Raw genomic sequence first — 17,193 nt, 5'->3', positions numbered from 1 at the left:
TCGTCTCCTCGCTCCTCCCCGTCCTCGGGACGATGGCTGCAGACGCTTTCGCAGGCGACCCCCCCGAACCGCCCAATGTGGATTACTCGCGGACCTTTGTCACCGGGGGCGGATCTGTTACCGCCGTGAGGAGCGTCGCGGTAAACGATCCCCAGGCACCCCAGGAAGACACCGACCCTGAGTGGAAGGCATACGAAGAAGAACTGCAAACCTACTATGAAAAACTGAGACTCATCAACGACGTCTCAAGCATCCTCTCGCCGCAGATGAACTACTACCGGGTCGCGATGGCGGTGACGAACCCCAGCCTCTCCACGATGATATACTCGGCCTATAGTCCGGAGATGCCGGAGGAGACGCCCGGGCTTGCCGACGCCCTCGGCCAGGTCTGGATGAACATCGCCGCGCTCATCGTCTTCCCGTCGGTCTTCTTCGCCGCGACCTATGTAAAGTTCATGAGAATGGATATCAGGTGAGATCATGAAATCAGTCAGAAAGTCAGGTATATGCATCCTCCTCACACTCCTCCTCCTGGCGGCCCCGGTCGTACCCGCGGCGGCGGCCCCACAGGAAGGGACACTGCCGACGGATATCCGGTGCGATTTCCCCGGTGAACTGGTCGAAGCGGGCGACACCGCCATCTTCAACCTTGCAATCACGAACCAGGGAGATACCGGGACGTGCCTCCTCAACTACTGGACCTTCCGGGGCGCCGACGGCTGGAAGATCCGGTTTGAGGATGGGGAGCGCGAAGTCTACAGAATGCTGCTTCCGGCCGGTGAGACAAAGACCGTCAAGCTGGTGGTGGAGACCTCCGGCCAGGCCGAGGTTGGGGAGTACCCCCTCCGGGTCGGCGCCGGGGAGGGGACGATCTGGCTCTACGTCAAGGTCACGAAGACTCACAGCGGTGAGACCGGGACCATCGAGGCCACCGTGGTGGACAAGGAAGGAAACGTGGTGAAGGGCGCCGATATCGGCGTCTATGATAAGGATACCCAGGTCGAGGGGATGCTGACGACCGCCGAGGGCAAGGTCTCCATCGGCGCCCCGATGGGGACCTACACCGTCAAGGTCACGAAGCCCGGCTACCGGCCGTGGGAAAAGAAGAACGTCGAGGTCCGGATCGGCCAGAAGACCGACCTCGGGATCGTGCCGCTTGAAAAAGAGAACTTCTTTGCCGAGATCCGGGTGAAGTCTCCCTCGAAGATGGTGTCTATCGGCACGAACCCGCAGTACGAGATGATCCTGAAGAACACCGGCAGAAACGACGATACGTATGCTCTCTCCGTTCTGGGCCTCCCCGAGCAGTGGTACGGTCGGTTCAAGGAGAGTCAGGATGCTACCCAGGAGATCTCGGAGATCTACATCCCGTCCGGTGAGGAAAAGACCCTCTACCTCGATCTCATCCCGCCCTACTCGGTCGACGTCGGGGAGTACAACGTCACGCTGGTGATAGATTCCGCCGCCCGGCAGTATGAAGAGAACCTGACGCTCCGGCTCCGGGGGTCTTACGACCTGCGGACCTACGCCAAGAGTTATCGCCACGAGATCAACCGCGGCGATACCCTCACGTTCGATATGACGGTCTCCAACATCGGAACCGGAGGGACATTGACGAACCTCGGTGTCAACATGAGCGCACCGGAAGGGTGGCGGGTGACCGTCGACCCGGCGTCGGTCGCGAGCCTTGAGCCCGGCGAACGGGCGACGGTGCAGGTGACGGTGGTCCCGCCGGCCGATATCGTCGCCGGAGAGTACAAGATTGTCTCCAAGGTGAAGGGCGATCAGGCCGAAGGGGAGGACGAGTACCGGATTGTCGTGAAAGAACAGTCCTACGTCGCGGTGTTCGGCCTCATCGTGATGATCGGGGTCGGTGCGGGGCTCTATTACATGTTCCGCAAGTACGGCCGGCGGTAACGGCCGGGACCCCCCGACCTTCTTCCTTTTTTCGGACTACCGGTCCGTCACTCGATATACGAGAGGACTTTTCGTTTCATCGGACCTTTGCTTGCGATGGTGCTGTAGGCCCACCGGGCAACCCTGCCGAAGAGGTCCTGCCGGCTCAACTCCAGAAAGATGGTGACCGCGGGGTTGAATTTCGCTTTGAAGAGGTTTAAGTTCTCGTTGTTCGCCCCGACGTTCTCCATCCGCCGGTATCCCGCCGCCTTCGCCTGCTGGAGGAGGAGCCACTGCAGAAACTCGTTGCCGGGCGTCGCGGTCAGCTTTGGGGCCCCCATCCACAGGGTGAAGTCCTTATACTCCTGGGTGGCCTGCACGCCCGTCACTGCACCGGAATCGTCGTAGAGGTAGTAGATCCCGAGGCCGTCGGGATACGCCCGGTAGAGGTCCTCAAAGTAGGCCCGGCTGATCATCGGGATGTTCATCTCCGGCTCGCTGAACCGCTCCGCGATGGTTTTGTAGAAGATCGAGAGGTCGGTGCTTTTCTCGAGGCGGTAGCCGTCCTTCTCCACTTTTCGGATCTTGGTCCGAAGGTTCGAGGAGAAGCCGTTCCAGATCTCGGAGAGCGGCGGCTCGAGGTCGATGACGTACGAGAAGTGGATCCGGGTATCGTAGCCCCCCCGGAGGAATTGCCGGACGTCGATGAACCCCGGGACCTGGGTTATGGCAAGGTAGTTCGGGGTCAGCACCGCCAGTTCGTCCTCAAATTGTTGCGCGACTTCTTTGAGCATCGACTCCTTCTTGCTCTGCTTGGCGGTGTCGTAGCGGCGGCCCATGACGAACCCGAGATACGGTATCACCGACTGGAGGGGAGGTGGGGAGAGGAGGATGCTGATCCCGTGCATCTGCCTCTCGAAGAGCGGAAGGATGCAGATCAACTCGTTGCCCTTGAAGACCCCGTAGGGGAGGAACGTAAAGCCGGTATGCTTCCCGGTAATCTTCATAAACTCCCACTTATGGAAGAGACATCCAGTGGCGCTCTCGTCTACAAACGTATCCCAGACATTCCCGTCATCGATAACCTCCATCGTCATGCTCCCGCTCCATGCCCCGGTGTATGTGCCGGCGCTGATGGAGTATCCCTGACCATTAATATACGTTTCTCCGGCGGGGACCGGTTTCTCTCGTTGCCGTGAGCCCGGGCGGCCGGGCGGTCCCCCCTCCCCCCGGCACCTCCATGGAATCACAATCTTCAAATTACCCGGGACACCACATAAATTGCGTATCTGTCCGGTAGAGAGAGGGCCCGTCCACGTACGGAGGGCCGAGCGGCGATGCTCACGGATGTGAACCCGTGCCCCTATCGGCGGCAAAACGCGCTCTCCGGCATAGTAAAGGCTGCAGTGCGTGTGAAAAACGACCGGCGTTGAGGAGTTGAGAAGAGGAATGCAGGTTCGGGTCAGGGTTTTTGCCCGGTTGCGGGAGGCCATCGGGGGGGACCTCACGCTGGAGGTCCCCGGGGGAGCGACGATGAGCCGGCTGCTTGAGGCGGTCGGGGCAACTTCGGAGCAAGCAAAGAATGCGCTCTTTGACGAGAACGGGGAACTCCGGGGATACGTGATACTGATGCACAACGGCCGGCGCGTGCGGCGTGCGGAGGCCGCGTCGCTCACCCTTGCCGACGGGGACGAGGTCGCCCTCTTCCCGCCGGTGGCGGGCGGATAACGGGGGTTGTCAAGCATGATCAGCGTAACCAGAGAGGATTTCGACGTAAACGCCGTGATCGGCCGGGTGAAGCGGCCCGATATGGGCGCCCTGGTCACCTTTCTCGGCGTCGTCCGGGACGACGACGGGACCGAGGAGATGGAACTTGAGGCCTATGAGGACGTTGCGGCGAAGGAACTCACGGCAATCCGGGACGAGGCGTTTGAGAAGTTCCCGGTCGAGGCCGTTGAGGTCATCCACCGGGTAGGAAGGCTCCGGGTCGGGGAGAACATCCTTCTCATCGTCGTCGGCGCCGGTCATCGGAAGGAGGCGTTTCGCGCCTGCGAGTATGTCATCGAGCGGATCAAGCAGAGCGTGCCGATCTGGAAGAAAGAGATCGGGAAAGACGGGGAGCGCTGGGTTCCGGGCGAATCGTCCGGGGGCGACGCATGATCCGGCTGCAGTCGTGCCGGAAGGCCTACGCAAAAGAGACCCAGCGCACGGTCCCACCCGAGGAGACGCTCCGCCGGGCGCGGGCGCGCCTCCCGGCGGCGGGGATCACCCGGGTCGCCGACATCACGAACCTCGACCGGATCGGGATCCCGGTCTTCTCAAGCATCCGGCCGACCGCCGAGGCGGGCGCGATATCGGTCTACAACGGCAAAGGCGCCACCCCGATCGAGGCTGAAGTCTCGGCGGTGATGGAGGGGCTCGAGCGCTATTCGGGCGAGATTGGCGACCGGGAGACCGTCGTCGGGAGGTACAGCGAGGTCTCGGCCCGGCAGACGGCGCTCGACCCGGCGGACCTGATCCTCCCCGAACGGGTCCCGGCCGATATGGCGGTTCCCTGGGTGGAGGGCTACGATATCGTGCAGGATGAAGAGGTGCTCGTCCCGGCTCATGCGGTCTTTCATCCCCTGCCGGCGACCTACGGCCGCCTCTTTCGGACCAACACCAACGGGCTCGCGTCGGGCAACACCCCCGAAGAGGCGACCTTCCACGCCCTGATGGAGGTCGTCGAGCGCGATTCCTGGTCGCTTGTGGAGGCGACCCGGAACACCGGCCCCCGGATCGGTGGGATCGCCGATGGGCTCGCCGCCGACCTGCTCGCGAAGTTCGCGGCCGCCGGCGTCGAGGTCACCCTCAAGGACATCAGGAGCGACATCGGCGTCCCCACTGTGGCCGCGGTTGCCGACGACGTGGTCCTCAAGGACCCGACGCTCCTCACGATCGGCATGGGGTCGCACACGAGCGCCGGGATAGCGGTCCTCCGGGCGCTCACGGAGGTCGCCCAGAGCCGGCTGACCCAGATCCACGGCGCACGGGAGGATACCGATACGGCGGACGTCAGGAAGCGGATCGGCTATGAGCGGACGAAACGGCTGAACCGGCACTGGTTCGCGGAGAACGGGACGGTCGAATTTTCGGCCCTGCCGTCGTTTGACAGCGACGACTTCCTCACCGACATCCGCCGCGTCACCGACCGGCTCGGTGCGGCCGGTCTCTCCCGGGTGATCGTGGTCGACCTCACCCGGCCGGAGATCGGCATCCCGGTCGTCCGGGTGATCGTGCCGGGGCTGGAGATGTACGCAATGGACCAGGACCGGATGGGGAGGAGGTGCCATGACGCGCGGAGTCGTCGTCTTCCTCGGTCCCAGCTGTGACCGCGCGACCGCCCGAGCGGTCCTGGACGCCGATTACCGCCCGCCGGCAAAGCGTGGCGATATAACCCGGGCCGTGGACGACGGGGCCCGGATCGTCGGGCTCATCGACGGCGTCTTCTTCCAGGACTGCGCCGTCGCCCACCGGGAGGTTCTCGCCGCGCTCCGGGCCGGGGTGCGGGTCGTCGGCGCCTCCAGTATGGGAGCGCTCCGGGCCGCGGAACTCGACAGCCTCGGGATGGAGGGCGTTGGGGAGATCTACCGGGCCTACCGGGAAGGGAGGTTCGTCGCCGACGACGAAGTGGCGCTCCTCTTCGACCCGGAGACATTCGTGCCGCTCTCCGAGCCGCTCGTGAACATCCGGGCGACCCTGCAGCAGGCATTCTCGTGCGGGGTGATCGACGCCGATACGGCCGGTGCGCTCCTTGCCGCGGCCCGGGGGCTCTACTTCCCGGAGCGGACCTACGATGCGGTCGTCGAGGCGGCGGAAGGGAAGGCGGACCCGGAAGAACTCGCCCGTTTTTTGGCGTTTGCCGGTGAGCATGCCGTCGACCGGAAGCGCGAGGACGCACTGATGGCTCTTGAATACATCAGAGACCTCGCCAAAAAGATGCCGTAGCGAAGCGTCGGTTCCCTCTATGGTTGAGCGGCTCTTTGCTCTCTCCCTTTCTCCGGATTGCCGGCAATTACGTGATCCTCTATCGTAACGTTCATATGTGTAAAAAATAACAAACATCTGTTGACATTATCTTTCAGTACCCTTCCCGAACTTGCGCGCCTCTTTTCTCTGCTCGGGAACGAGCAGCGGCTCGCCATACTCCGGGCAATCGCGACCGAGGAGAAGTACGCCCGCGAGATCGCCGAAGAACTCGGACTATCGCGGCCGCTGGTCGCGATATACCTGCGGCAGCTCGAAAAGTTCGGGCTCGCGGAGGGGATCAGCAGGTCGTCGGACGAACCGCCGTACCTCCGGAGGTGCTACCGGGCGGTGCCGTTCGAGCTTGAGCTGGACCTGAACGTGATTCTGTCATTGAAGAGGTCGTAAGATGCAACAGGAACGATGGAAACTCTTTCTGAAGGCGCTGTGGGGCGCCGTCATCGCACTGCTCGTGATCAGCCTTCTCGCCGGCGCAATTGGCGGTTCAGAGTTCTGGAATACCATGCTCGCCGGGTCCTTCTTTGTTATCATACAGCTTGCTGTCCTGACGCTGCTCTTCATCATTATTGTGCGGCTCAAGGAGTGGATCGAGGGGCAGGTGGCGAGTATGGCGGGCCGGAAGGGTGCCGATGCCGAACTGCAGGCTCTGCGGCAGTCGCTGGACCGGATCGAGGCAAAGGTGGACCGGATCGAGAAGGTCTTGAACGAGATTCCGGAGTAATTCGTCCCGGAGGGGTCGGTCGGTCGGTAAAAAAATGTGTGGTATTCTGAGGGACGTGCAGTAACACGCCAGAGAGAGGCTCGGGTCCAGGCATGGTCCTGCCACGGGTGATGCCTGGCCACATATCAGTATGAGTTTGATCTATAATAATTTTACCAATTATGATATATTTTTTCATTCGTAATATCGTGGGCTGCGGTACCGGCCGTGCCCCGTCCGTCTAACGAGAGGTGTTCACCCAGCCACGCGATACGGTCGCGGCGGGCTTCATCGTTCAGGCTGTGGCCCGCGTCGTACCACTTGAGCGACTTCGGGCTCCCCGCCCGCTCGAAGAACTCACGGGACTGCTCCTCGGTGACGAACTCATCCCGGAGGCCGGACTCAAAGAGGAGAGCGGTGGGGGCGGCCCGGCCGACCCAGGCGGCCGGATCGATCTCCGCGAGCGTCCGGCGATACCGCGCGAGGTTCTCGCCCCGGAGGGCGGGCATGTTCAGGACGGCGACATCGGCAAACCTCCCGGTGCCCGCCATCAGGACGGCGGCCGCGAGCCGCTCCTCGACGCCGGCGAGCACCGCACCTATGAGCGCACCCATGCTATGGCCCACAAACCCGATCCGGTCCGGGTCGATATCCGGCCGCGCTGCGAGGAGATCGATCCCCCGGCGGAGGCCGATCACCGTCTGCAGGTGCTCCCGCACGGCGCCTTCCGGGTCCGCAAGAGCCCGGCCCCAGGCCGCGGCCCCGTCGCCGGCCCAGGGAGCGTCGACCAGCAGGGAGACCGCCCCCATCCTGGCAAGGGTCATGGCTTCGCCGAGAAACGTGGTCCGGCTCCCCGGCGCCGGGTGGAGGAAGATGACGGCGGCGGATTGAGACGGACCGGGGACCGGCTTCACCAGGTAGGCGCGGACCCATCGCTCCGGGGCGGCCCGGTACTCCAGGTCGCGGATCGCCGCGTCGGTACCGGTCATCCTGACATCAACCGGTTTCCCTGCGTCGTAGTCGAAGAGAGACCGCAGATCTTCGGTGGAGTTATCCATGCTGCACCTTCCGATCTCTTCCTCGCGCAGAGACAGATAAACCCGGCGGCTGCTCTACCCCGAATGGAAGGTTTTTCTACCCGGGCACCCATCCTTTCAGAGGTGAGACTATGGCGATTGACTGGTACAATGAGTTTGTTGACCTTGACCACACCCCCGGCCCGGACGAACTTGTAGCCCTTTACTACTTCGAACCGGCAGCGGGGATCAGCAAGGAGGAGGCGGTCGGGAGGGTCGCCTCGGAGAGTTCGACCGGGACCTGGACCACGCTCTTTACCATGCCGCCCCGGATGCGGGACCTCCAGGCGAAGGCGTTCTCGATCGAGGGGAACTACGTCAAGATCGCCTATCCCCTCGGCCTCTGGGAGGAGGGGAACGCTGCCCAGCTCCTGAGCGGCATCGCCGGGAATGTCTTCGGCATGAAAGCGCTTAGCGACCTCCGGCTGATCGATGCCGCACTTCCGGCCGAATACATCCGGCATTTTGCGGGACCGCACTTCGGAATGGAGGGCATCCGGGACATGATGAAAGTGCACGGCAGACCGCTCACGGGAGCGGTCCCGAAGCCCAAGGTCGGCTTCACGGCGGAAGAGCATGCACAGGTCGCGTACGAGACCTGGATGGGTGGGTTCGACTTCGTGAAGGACGACGAGAACCTGACGTCCCTCTCGTTCAACCGGTTCGAGGACCGTGTTCGGGCAATGACGAAGATGCGGGACCGGGCCGAGCGGGAGACCGGCGACGTGAAGTCCGCGTTCATCAACATCACGGCCGAGACGGAGACGATGAAGAAGCGGGCGCAGATGCTTGCGGACAACGGCTGGAACTACGCGATGATCGACGTCGTGGTCGCCGGAACCTCCGCCGTTGCGACCCTTCGGGACTACTGTTCCGACCTCGGGCTTGCCATCCACGCCCACCGGGCGATGCATGCGGCCTTCGACCGGGACGCAAAGCACGGGATCACGATGCAGTTCCTCGCGAAGATCATGCGCCTTATCGGCGTCTCGCAGATCCACACCGGGACCGCGGTCGGAAAACTGGTCGGCACGCGGGCGGAGGCCACCGTGCTTGCCGATGTGCTCCGGGAGAAGCATACGAATGCGGTGGAGCACATGGCCCTCGACCAGGACTGGGGCGCGATCAAGAGCGCGTTTCCCGTCTCGTCGGGCGGGCTCCACCCCGGCCTGGTTCCGGACGTGCTCGATATCTACGGCACCGAACTCGTCCTCCTCGTCAGCGGCGGCATCCACGGCCACCCGAAGGGCACGCGGGCGGGTGCAAAGGCCGTCATGCAGGCGATGGAAGCCTGGAAGGACGGCGAGACCCTCGACGAGAAGGCAAAGAAGGCTCCGGAACTCAGGGAGGCGCTGGAGAAGTGGGGGTATTATAAGCCGAAGTGAAGCCGTATCCCGACGATCTCGCGGAACCGCCCGGGTGCGGGAAGAGGGGCATGTTTCTCAACTCCCCGGCGGCATCCCGTCGGGAGGTCCCTCCCTACCCCGCCGCGCCGCCCCGGCGAGTCGCACGAGCCCCTCCCGGAACTCATCGATGTAGCCCTGCATCGAGAGGCTGCCCTCCGGGAACGGGCAGTCGATATCGTAGAGCCGCTCGATCATCGGGTCGGAGGGGAGCAGGTCGACGGCGACCCCGGTCTTCTCCGACGCTTCCACCATTGCCTTCCGGAACGGCCCGATGCAGTAGGCGAGCCGTTGCCGGTAGGTGTCCCGTGTCTTCTCGAGGTAGCCCGTCAGCCGGTAGACCTCGATCCGGTGGAAATCCCGCCGGATACGCTCGTCCGTGGTCTTGCCGAGCATGTAGTGGTAGTTCTGGTAAGGGTACATGCACTCGAGTTCCGCGGGGACGGTCCCGCAGGTGCCGAATATGACGATATGGTAGTCTTCTGGGTCCAGGACGCCGTCGATTATCCGCCGGAAGAGTTTGTGGCTCGGGCTCTGGCTGTAGGGTTTCCGCACGCTGCAGGGGAGGAAGAGGCCGATCTCCTTTGGTGCTACCCGATATTCATCGATGATGAACCGGTATGCGTCCTCAAACTCCTTCCGGTAAAACGGGGGGTCGAATATCTCGATCCGCTCCCCGTGCCGGTCCTGCACGACCTCGACGACCCGCGGGGAAGCATCCGTGCTCCTTCTCTCCACTGCCCCGATCCTCCGGATGAAAAGTTGGACGGGAAAGGGCAAAAAACCGACGTGATCCGATCGGTTCTATCGGGGCGAATCGGTCTCCCTGCGAACGGCCCCGGCACTGAAAACAATGCCATGATACCTCCTCTTACTCAGATCCCGCCATTTAACGGGGTATCCATCGGAACCCGATTGCCGGAGTCCTCCTATCTGGATTTCCTGCAGGGATCAAAAGAGAAAACATATATGCCAAACCGGCAATACTTTATTGTTCACCCATATACGAACAAATTATGTGGCCCCTCCTCAAACCGGAAGGCTGCAGAAAGAACAAGGAGAAATCAGCTATGGATTCCGAAGACTTCCAGAAGATCATTACATTCGCTATCGATAGCGAAGTTGAGTCGTACACCTTCTACAAGTCGGTGTCCGAGAGGGTAAAGGATGCAAGCCTGAAGACGCTCTTCCTTGACCTGGCCAACGAAGAGAAGGGCCACCGGGAGTACCTGCAGGGCCTGCTGGTCCGCGGCGCTAAAGAGATGCACTTTATAGCGGCCCGCGACTACAAGGTCACCGACGCCATGGACGAGCCTGCGCTCTCGGTCGACATGAAGCCGCTCGACGGTCTGCTCCTCGCCATCAAGAAGGAACTGGAGGCGGCCCAGATGTATACCCGGCTTGCCGCAGCCTCTGCGGATGCAGGACAGAAGATGGTCTTTGAGCAGCTCGCAAACATGGAGAAGGGACACAAGGCCCGGCTCGAAGACATCTATACGAATATGGCGTATCCTGAGGCGTGGTAATCACCACCGCCTCACAACACTCTCGCTTTCTCTCTCCTTCGTAAGGCGGGCCTGGTTCGGGTCTCGCGTCATCCATTCCATTTAAAAGTAGGGGTCGGCAAACGGCTATGAGGTAAGAATACAAACAGATCCAGCACGCACCAATGAAGAAGATCGTCATCAAGGGGGCGCGGGAGCACAACCTCAACGACATCACCGTCGAACTCCCGCGAGACCGGCTCATCGTCCTCACCGGCGTATCCGGGTCGGGAAAATCCACGCTTGCATTCGACACCATCTACGCCGAAGGGCAGCGGCGCTACGTGGAGTCGCTCTCCGCCTACGCACGGCAGTTCCTCGGACTGATGCGAAAACCGGACGTCGACAGCATCGACGGACTCTCGCCCGCCATCTCCATCGAGCAGAAGACGACGTCCAAAAATCCCCGGAGCACCGTCGGCACGGTCACCGAGATCTACGACTACCTCCGGCTTCTCTTTGCCCGGATAGGGACGCCGTTCTGCCCGGAGCACCACATCCCCATCGAGGCCCAGTCGCCGGAGAGGATTGCCGATCGTATCGCCTCCGTCATGACCGGGACCGTCACCATCCTCGCCCCGGTCGTCCGGCAGAAGAAGGGGACCTACCAGCAACTCTTCAAAGACCTCGACCGTGAAGGCTATACCCGGGTCCGGGTCGACGGCGAGACCCGGCGGACCGACGAGGAGATCGCCCTCGACCGCTACCGGAAGCACGACATCGAGGTGGTCGTCGACCGGCTGTCCGTCGACGAGCGCTCGAGACTCGTTGAAGCGATCGAGAACGCCCTTGCAAAGTCCGGGGGCCTCGTCATCGCCGTCGACGCCGATGGGCGCGAGGAGACCTGCTCGTCGCTCATGGCCTGCCCGGTCTGCGGGATCGCGTTCGAGGAACTCCAGCCCCGGATGTTCTCCTTCAACAGCCCGTTCGGCGCCTGTGAGGCGTGCAACGGCCTCGGCATCAGGATGGAGTTCGACCCCGACCTGATCATCCCGGACCGGACCAAGTCCATCGCCGACGGCGCCGTCGCGCTCTACCGGAACTTCCTCGACGGCTACCGCAACCAGTACCTCAGCGCCGTCGCAAAGCACTTCGGGTTCTCGGTCTTAACGCCGATCAAGGACCTCACCGAACGGCAGTATCAGGCGCTGATGTTCGGGTCGCCGGAGCAGCTTCGCATCTCCATGCAGATGAAGAACGGGGACGCGTGGTCGCATTCCGGAGCATGGGAGGGCCTCGTCCCGCAGTCCGAGCGGCTCTACCGCCAGACGCAGTCTGAGTACCGCCGCCACGAGCTCGAAAAATTCATGCGGGTCCTCCCCTGCCCGAAGTGCGGGGGCAAACGGCTCAAAGAGAAGGTGCTCGCCGTGAAGGTGGCGGGGAGGTCCATCGTCGAGGTCACCGACCTCTCCATCACGGATGCGCTCGCGTTCTTCCGGACCCTGGACCTCACGGCGAGCCAGCGCGAGATTGCAAAGCAGGTTTTAAAAGAGATCATCGCCCGGCTTGAGTTCCTGGACCAGGTCGGGGTCGGCTACCTGACCCTCTCGCGGAGCGCCGGGAGCCTCTCGGGCGGGGAAGCGCAGAGGATACGCCTTGCAACGCAGATCGGGTCGAACCTGACGGGAGTCCTCTACGTCCTCGACGAACCCTCCATCGGGCTGCACCAGCGGGATAACCGGAAACTCCTCGAGACCCTGCAGCACCTCCGCGACCTCGGCAACACCCTCGTCGTGGTGGAGCACGACGAGGAGACGATCCGGAGCGCCGACTGGGTCGTGGACATGGGCCCGGGGGCCGGGCTTCACGGCGGCGACGTCGTCGCCGAAGGGCCGCCCGACGCCATCGCGAGAAACCCGGCCTCGATCACGGGCCGGTATCTCTCCGGCGACCTCAAGATCGAGGTCCCCGCCTCCCGCCGACGGAGCGACCGGTTCATCCGCCTTACGGGCTGCCGGGGAAACAACTTAAAAAGTATCGATGTCGCCATCCCCATAGGCGTCCTGACGGTCGTCACCGGGGTCTCAGGGTCGGGAAAGTCCACGCTCATCTACGAGACGCTCTACCGGGCGCTGATGCAACGGCTGTATTACTCAAAGGAGACTCCGGCGGAGTACGAGGACCTTGCGCTCGACGCTGAGATCGACCGGGTGATCGTCATCGACCAGAGCCCAATCGGGCGGACGCCGCGCTCGAACCCGGCGACCTACACCAAGGTCTTCGACGATATCAGGAAGGTCTTTGCCGAGACGAAAGAGGCGAAGGTCCGGGGCTACAAGCCCGGCCGGTTCTCGTTCAACACCAAAGGCGGGCGGTGCGAGGCCTGCCAGGGCGAAGGGCTCATCAAGATCGAGATGAACTTCCTCCCCGACGTCTACGTCGAGTGCGAGGAGTGCAAGGGGGCCCGCTACAACCACGAGACCCTGGAGGTGAAGTACCGGGGCCGGTCCATCGCCGATGTCCTGGACATGAGCGTCGAGGAGGCGCTTGCCCTCTTCGAGAACGTCCCCTCCATCAGAAACCGGCTCGAGACGCTTGTGCGGGTGGGGCTCGGCTACATCAAACTCGGCCAGAGTTCCACCACCCTCTCGGGCGGCGAAGCGCAGCGGATCAAACTGACCCGCGAACTCTCAAAGCGGGCCACGGGGAAGACGATCTACCTCCTCGACGAACCGACGACCGGCCTCCATTTCCACGACGTGAAGAACCTGATCGCGGTCCTCGACGACCTGGTGGCCCGGGGGAACACGATGGTGGTGATCGAGCACAACCTGGACGTCATCAAGTCCGCCGACTACATCATCGACCTCGGCCCCGAAGGCGGGGACGCCGGCGGCGAGATCGTCGCGACGGGAACTCCGGAGGAGGTGGCGGCGGTCGATGAGAGTTACACCGGGGCGTTCCTGAAAGAGATACTCAAGAAACCATGATCGACCTCCAGAGTCTCCCTGCCGAACCCGGGTGCTACCTCTTCTCCGACGATGAGGGCACCATCATCTACGTCGGAAAGGCAAAGAACCTGAAACGTCGGGTCTCGAGTTACTTCTCCCGGCACGACCTCGACCCGAAGACCCAGAGCCTCGTCGCCGCCATCGCCGGGCTCGACTTCATCGTCACCGACACCGAGGTCGAGGCGTTCATTCTTGAGAACACGCTGATCAAGAAGCACCAGCCGAAGTACAACATCGACCTCAAGGACGCGAAGAGTTACGCCTACATCCACGTCACCGACGAGCCCTACCCGCGGGTCCACGTCGCCCGGGGGCCCGATGGAAACGGCCGGTACTACGGCCCGTTCGTCTCCGCGCGGGAGCGCGACGACCTTCTCCGCCTCTTGAAATCGCTCTTCGGCCTCCGCTCCTGCAGGCGCCTCCCCCGGCGGGCATGTCTCCGGGCCCACATCGGCTCGTGCAGCGCCCCCTGCACCGGGGCCATCGGCGAAGACGACTACCGGGAGCGGGTCCGGAGGGCCGAGGCGGTCCTGAAGGGGGATATCGCCGGGCTCATCCGGACGCTCCGTGAGGAGATGACGGCTTCCGCAAAGCGGCAGGAGTACGAGCGGGCGATGGAACGCCGCGACCAGATCGCGGCCCTCGAGGGGCTGCGGGAGCGCCAGCATGTGGACCGGCAGAAGGCGTATAATGAGGATATCGTCAACTATATCGCAAGCGAAGGGACCGTCTCCCTCATGCTCTTCAACGTCGACCGGGGAACGCTCTCGGGGAAGCACGAGTATACTTTCGACGAGACGGACGGGTTCCTCGAGGAGTTCCTCGCCCGCTACTACGCGGACCACGACCCCCCGGAGGAGGTGATCCTGCCTACGCCCGTGGACGATGCGGTCGTGGCCTACCTCTCCCACCTCCGGGGCGGCAGGGTCCGGGTGGTCGTTCCGCAACGGGGAGAGAAGAAGAACCTGCTCGACCTTGTCCGAAAGAACGTCGAGATCGCCTTCTTCGGCGACCGGATCAAACTGGACGAACTGAAACGCCGCCTGCACCTCCCGTCTCTTCCCGTCGCGATCGAGTGCTTCGATATCTCCCACCTCTCCGGGACGGCAATGGTGGGTTCGATGGTCCGGTTCCTCCGGGGGAAGCCCGATAAGCGGAACTACCGGCGGTTCCGGATACGGACGGTCGAAGGCGTCGACGACTTCGCCGCCATCGCCGAGGTGGTCCGCCGGCGCTATACGCGGCTGCAGAAGGAGGGCGGCGACCTCCCCGACCTGATCCTCATCGACGGCGGGAAGGGGCAGCTTGCGGCGGCCTGTGCGGTGCTCGAAGAACTCGGGATCAAGGCTCCGATTGCGGCCATCGCCAAGCGCGAGGAGGAAGTCTTCGTGCCGGGCTTCTCGTGGCCCCTGCCGCTTGACCGGCATGAGAAGGCGTCACTCTTCATCCAGGAGATCCGCGACGAGGCGCACCGGTTCGCGATCACCTACCACAGAACCCTCCGGAAGAAGACGGTGAGACCATGACGGCATTTCAACTTAAGGCAGACTTTGCGCCCCGGGGCTCGCAGCCCGAAGCGATCCGGCAACTCACCGCCGGGCTTTCGCGCGGCGAGCGGTTCCAGACCCTCCTCGGCGTCACGGGGTCGGGAAAGACCTTCACGATAGCAAACGTCGTCGAGGCGGTCCAGAAGCCCACCCTTGTCATCGCGCACAACAAGACCCTCGCGGCCCAGCTCTACAACGAGTTTCGGTCGTTCTTCCCGGAGAACCGGGTGGAGTACTTCGTCTCCTACTACGACTACTACCAGCCAGAGTCCTACATTGCAAAGCGCGACCTCTACATCGAAAAAGACGCCCAGATCAACCCGAAGATCGAGCAGATGCGGCTTGCGGCCACGGCATCGCTGCTCTCCCGCCCCGACACCATCGTGGTCGCCTCGGTCTCCTGCATCTACGGCCTCGGGAACCCCGCGAACTTCCGGGGGATGGGGTTCGAGGTGAAGGTCCGGGACCGGATGCGGCGGGACGATATCATCCGGCACCTCGTCGATATCCAGTTCGAGCGAAACGAGATGGAACTTGCACCAGGCCGGTTCCGGGCTCGCGGCGACACCATCGACCTTGTCCCCGGCTACTTCAACAACATCATCCGTATCGAGCTCTTCGGAGACGAGGTCGACCGGATAAGCGAGATCGATAAGGTCTCCGGCCGGCGGCTTGAGTCGATGGACTATTTCTTCGTCTACCCGGCCCGGCACTTCGTCGTCCCGGAGGAGGAGAAGGAGCGGGCGATAGCCTCCATCGAGCAGGAACTCGAAGAATGGCTCCCGGGCCTCGGCATGATCGAGGCGCACCGTCTGCGGCAGCGGACCCTCTACGACGTCGATATGATCCGGGAGACCGGGACCTGCAAGGGAATCGAGAACTACTCCCGCCACTTCGACGGAAGAAAGGCCGGGGAGAAGCCGTACTGCCTGCTGGACTACTTCCCGGAGGACTTCCTGATGGTGATCGACGAGAGCCACCAGACCCTGCCCCAGGTCCGCGGCATGTACCACGGCGACTACTCGCGGAAGAAGTCCCTCGTGGACTACGGGTTCCGGCTCCCGTCGGCGTTCGACAACCGGCCGCTGAAGTTCGACGAGTTCTCGGGCTACATGCGAAACGTCATCTTCGTCTCGGCGACCCCCGGGGACTACGAACTCCGGCGTTCAAGCGTCGCGGAGCAGATCATCCGGCCGACGGGGCTCGTGGACCCGGCGGTCGAGGTCCGGCCGATCGAGGGCCAGATCCCGAACGTTATCGCCGAGATCCGCGCCACCATCGACCGCGGCGACCGGGTGCTGCTGACGACGCTCACAAAACGGCTCGCTGAAGAACTCTCGGAATACCTTGCCGACCAGGGGATCAAGACCCGCTACCTTCATTCCGAGATCGATACCCTCGAGCGGACCGAGATCATCCGTCAGCTCCGCCTCGGCAAATACGACGTCCTTGTCGGGATCAACCTCCTGCGGGAGGGCCTCGACATCCCGGAGGTCGGGTTCGTGGGGATTCTCGACGCCGATAAGGAGGGGTTCCTCCGCGACGCCAGGAGCCTGATCCAGACCATCGGGCGGGCCGCCCGGAACGCAAACGCGAAGGTCGTGCTCTACGCCGATACGATGACCGACTCTATCAAGAAGGCGCTTGCCGAGACCGGGCGGCGGCGCACGATGCAGCTCGAATACAACGCCCGGCACGGCATCACGCCGCAGACGATCAAGAAGCCTATCCAGGAGAAGGAAGTCGATATCACCGATATAAAGCACGTCCCGAGATCGGAGATCCCGAACGTGGTCATCGAGCTCGAGGCCGAGATGCGGGACGCTGCGGAACGCCTGGATTTCGAACGGGCGATTGCGCTCCGGGATACGATCAAGAGGCTGCAGGAGGGGCGGCGATAAGAATTTGCGAATTTTTCCCGGATGAGGGCAACGGGGAGGAGTGCGCCCTCCGGACTTTCCCCGGAGGATAGAATCGCCAGGACACCGGGAAAGCCGGATGCAGTGGACCGTGGAGGATTCGCCATTAGGGGGTGGGGATAGGGGAGGGG

Annotated in this window: 15 protein-coding genes and 1 pseudogene; 13 read left to right on the top strand and 3 right to left on the bottom strand. The window is 63.0% G+C overall.

Annotated features, from left to right (window positions below):
* Positions 1–476 (top strand): annotated as a pseudogene (locus BP737_RS06495) (ABC transporter permease); the annotation flags it as partial.
* A gap of 4 nt (positions 477–480) precedes the next feature.
* Entirely contained in the window at positions 481–1,917 is a 1,437-nt protein-coding gene (locus BP737_RS06490) for an NEW3 domain-containing protein (protein WP_292407499.1), read from the top strand.
* Between the two features lie 47 nt (positions 1,918–1,964).
* On the opposite strand, the gene BP737_RS06485 is transcribed toward BP737_RS06490, so the two are convergent.
* Positions 1,965–2,993 carry a GNAT family N-acetyltransferase gene (locus BP737_RS06485; protein ID WP_292407497.1) on the bottom strand — a complete coding sequence of 343 codons (1,029 nt, stop codon included), beginning with the start codon at positions 2,991–2,993 and terminating at the stop codon, positions 1,965–1,967.
* 352 nt (positions 2,994–3,345) lie between these two features.
* Here BP737_RS06485 and BP737_RS06480 point away from each other — a divergent pair, with 352 nt between their 5' ends.
* The 6 genes from BP737_RS06480 (at position 3,346) to BP737_RS06455 (ending at position 6,643) form a co-directional block, all read left to right on the top strand.
* Complete coding sequence (locus BP737_RS06480) at positions 3,346–3,624, top strand: ubiquitin-like small modifier protein 1 (protein ID WP_292407494.1); 279 nt, start codon at positions 3,346–3,348, stop codon at positions 3,622–3,624.
* 15 nt (positions 3,625–3,639) lie between these two features.
* Positions 3,640–4,056, top strand: a complete 417-nt coding sequence (locus tag BP737_RS06475) for a molybdenum cofactor biosynthesis protein MoaE (protein ID WP_292407491.1) — start codon at positions 3,640–3,642, stop codon at positions 4,054–4,056.
* Positions 4,053–5,267, top strand: coding sequence for a YcaO-related McrA-glycine thioamidation protein (locus tag BP737_RS06470; RefSeq protein ID WP_292407488.1), 1,215 nt, complete (start codon positions 4,053–4,055; stop codon positions 5,265–5,267). The genes BP737_RS06475 and BP737_RS06470 overlap by 4 nt, the downstream gene beginning before the upstream one ends.
* The gene (locus BP737_RS06465; protein ID WP_292407486.1) at positions 5,227–5,883 is read left to right on the top strand and encodes a TfuA-related McrA-glycine thioamidation protein; all 657 of its coding nucleotides are present in this window, start codon (positions 5,227–5,229) and stop codon (positions 5,881–5,883) included. Before BP737_RS06470 ends, BP737_RS06465 begins: the two co-directional genes overlap by 41 nt.
* A 120-nt stretch (positions 5,884–6,003) precedes the next feature.
* A complete protein-coding gene (locus BP737_RS06460; RefSeq protein ID WP_292407483.1) occupies positions 6,004–6,309 on the top strand; it encodes an ArsR/SmtB family transcription factor in 306 nt (101 codons plus the stop codon).
* Between the two features lies 1 nt (position 6,310).
* Positions 6,311–6,643 carry a hypothetical protein gene (locus tag BP737_RS06455; protein WP_292407480.1) on the top strand — a complete coding sequence of 111 codons (333 nt, stop codon included), beginning with the start codon at positions 6,311–6,313 and terminating at the stop codon, positions 6,641–6,643.
* A 152-nt stretch (positions 6,644–6,795) separates the two neighbouring features.
* Here the strand turns inward: BP737_RS06455 and BP737_RS06450 are convergent, their stop codons facing one another.
* Positions 6,796–7,680, bottom strand: a complete 885-nt coding sequence (locus tag BP737_RS06450; protein WP_292407477.1) for an alpha/beta hydrolase family protein — start codon at positions 7,678–7,680, stop codon at positions 6,796–6,798.
* A gap of 110 nt (positions 7,681–7,790) precedes the next feature.
* On the opposite strand from BP737_RS06450, the gene rbcL reads away from it, so the two are divergent.
* On the top strand, positions 7,791–9,083 hold the full coding sequence (gene rbcL / locus BP737_RS06445) for a type III ribulose-bisphosphate carboxylase (protein ID WP_292407474.1): 1,293 nt from the start codon (positions 7,791–7,793) through the stop codon (positions 9,081–9,083).
* 57 nt (positions 9,084–9,140) lie between these two features.
* On the opposite strand, the gene BP737_RS06440 is transcribed toward rbcL, so the two are convergent.
* Complete coding sequence (locus BP737_RS06440; RefSeq protein ID WP_292407471.1) at positions 9,141–9,839, bottom strand: DUF5591 domain-containing protein; 699 nt, start codon at positions 9,837–9,839, stop codon at positions 9,141–9,143.
* A 332-nt stretch (positions 9,840–10,171) separates the two neighbouring features.
* Here BP737_RS06440 and BP737_RS06435 point away from each other — a divergent pair, with 332 nt between their 5' ends.
* The 4 genes from BP737_RS06435 to uvrB all read left to right on the top strand — a co-directional run bounded on the left by BP737_RS06435 (position 10,172) and on the right by uvrB (position 17,044).
* Entirely contained in the window at positions 10,172–10,627 is a 456-nt protein-coding gene (locus BP737_RS06435; RefSeq protein ID WP_292407468.1) for a ferritin-like domain-containing protein, read from the top strand.
* 143 nt (positions 10,628–10,770) lie between these two features.
* Positions 10,771–13,575 (top strand): excinuclease ABC subunit UvrA, encoded by a 2,805-nt coding sequence (gene uvrA, locus BP737_RS06430; protein WP_292407466.1) that lies wholly within the window; start codon positions 10,771–10,773, stop codon positions 13,573–13,575.
* On the top strand, positions 13,572–15,122 hold the full coding sequence (gene uvrC / locus BP737_RS06425) for an excinuclease ABC subunit UvrC (RefSeq protein WP_292407463.1): 1,551 nt from the start codon (positions 13,572–13,574) through the stop codon (positions 15,120–15,122). The genes uvrA and uvrC overlap by 4 nt, the downstream gene beginning before the upstream one ends.
* The gene (gene uvrB / locus BP737_RS06420; protein ID WP_292407461.1) at positions 15,119–17,044 is read left to right on the top strand and encodes an excinuclease ABC subunit UvrB; all 1,926 of its coding nucleotides are present in this window, start codon (positions 15,119–15,121) and stop codon (positions 17,042–17,044) included. Before uvrC ends, uvrB begins: the two co-directional genes overlap by 4 nt.
* Positions 17,045–17,193: the final 149 nt, after the last annotated feature.

Origin of the sequence: Methanoculleus sp. UBA291, assembly GCF_002499755.1 — an archaeon.
In the GTDB taxonomy this organism is placed as follows: domain Archaea; phylum Halobacteriota; class Methanomicrobia; order Methanomicrobiales; family Methanoculleaceae; genus Methanoculleus; species Methanoculleus palmolei.
The sequence above is the reverse complement of the archived record's forward strand: the minus strand, read 5'-3'. Positions and strand labels throughout refer to the sequence as shown.

Bases quoted from the DNA above. Each gene is read 5' to 3' on its own strand.
- BP737_RS06490 (WP_292407499.1), top strand. From the start codon at position 481: ATGAAATCAGTCAGAAAGTCAGGTATATGCATCCTCCTCACACTCCTC.
- BP737_RS06485 (WP_292407497.1), bottom strand. From the start codon at position 2,993: ATGACGATGGAGGTTATCGATGACGGGAATGTCTGGGATACGTTTGTA.
- BP737_RS06480 (WP_292407494.1), top strand. From the start codon at position 3,346: ATGCAGGTTCGGGTCAGGGTTTTTGCCCGGTTGCGGGAGGCCATCGGG.
- BP737_RS06475 (WP_292407491.1), top strand. From the start codon at position 3,640: ATGATCAGCGTAACCAGAGAGGATTTCGACGTAAACGCCGTGATCGGC.
- BP737_RS06470 (WP_292407488.1), top strand. From the start codon at position 4,053: ATGATCCGGCTGCAGTCGTGCCGGAAGGCCTACGCAAAAGAGACCCAG.
- BP737_RS06465 (WP_292407486.1), top strand. From the start codon at position 5,227: ATGACGCGCGGAGTCGTCGTCTTCCTCGGTCCCAGCTGTGACCGCGCG.
- BP737_RS06455 (WP_292407480.1), top strand. From the start codon at position 6,311: ATGCAACAGGAACGATGGAAACTCTTTCTGAAGGCGCTGTGGGGCGCC.
- BP737_RS06450 (WP_292407477.1), bottom strand. From the start codon at position 7,680: ATGGATAACTCCACCGAAGATCTGCGGTCTCTCTTCGACTACGACGCA.
- rbcL (WP_292407474.1), top strand. From the start codon at position 7,791: ATGGCGATTGACTGGTACAATGAGTTTGTTGACCTTGACCACACCCCC.
- BP737_RS06435 (WP_292407468.1), top strand. From the start codon at position 10,172: ATGGATTCCGAAGACTTCCAGAAGATCATTACATTCGCTATCGATAGC.
- uvrA (WP_292407466.1), top strand. From the start codon at position 10,771: ATGAAGAAGATCGTCATCAAGGGGGCGCGGGAGCACAACCTCAACGAC.
- uvrC (WP_292407463.1), top strand. From the start codon at position 13,572: ATGATCGACCTCCAGAGTCTCCCTGCCGAACCCGGGTGCTACCTCTTC.
- uvrB (WP_292407461.1), top strand. From the start codon at position 15,119: ATGACGGCATTTCAACTTAAGGCAGACTTTGCGCCCCGGGGCTCGCAG.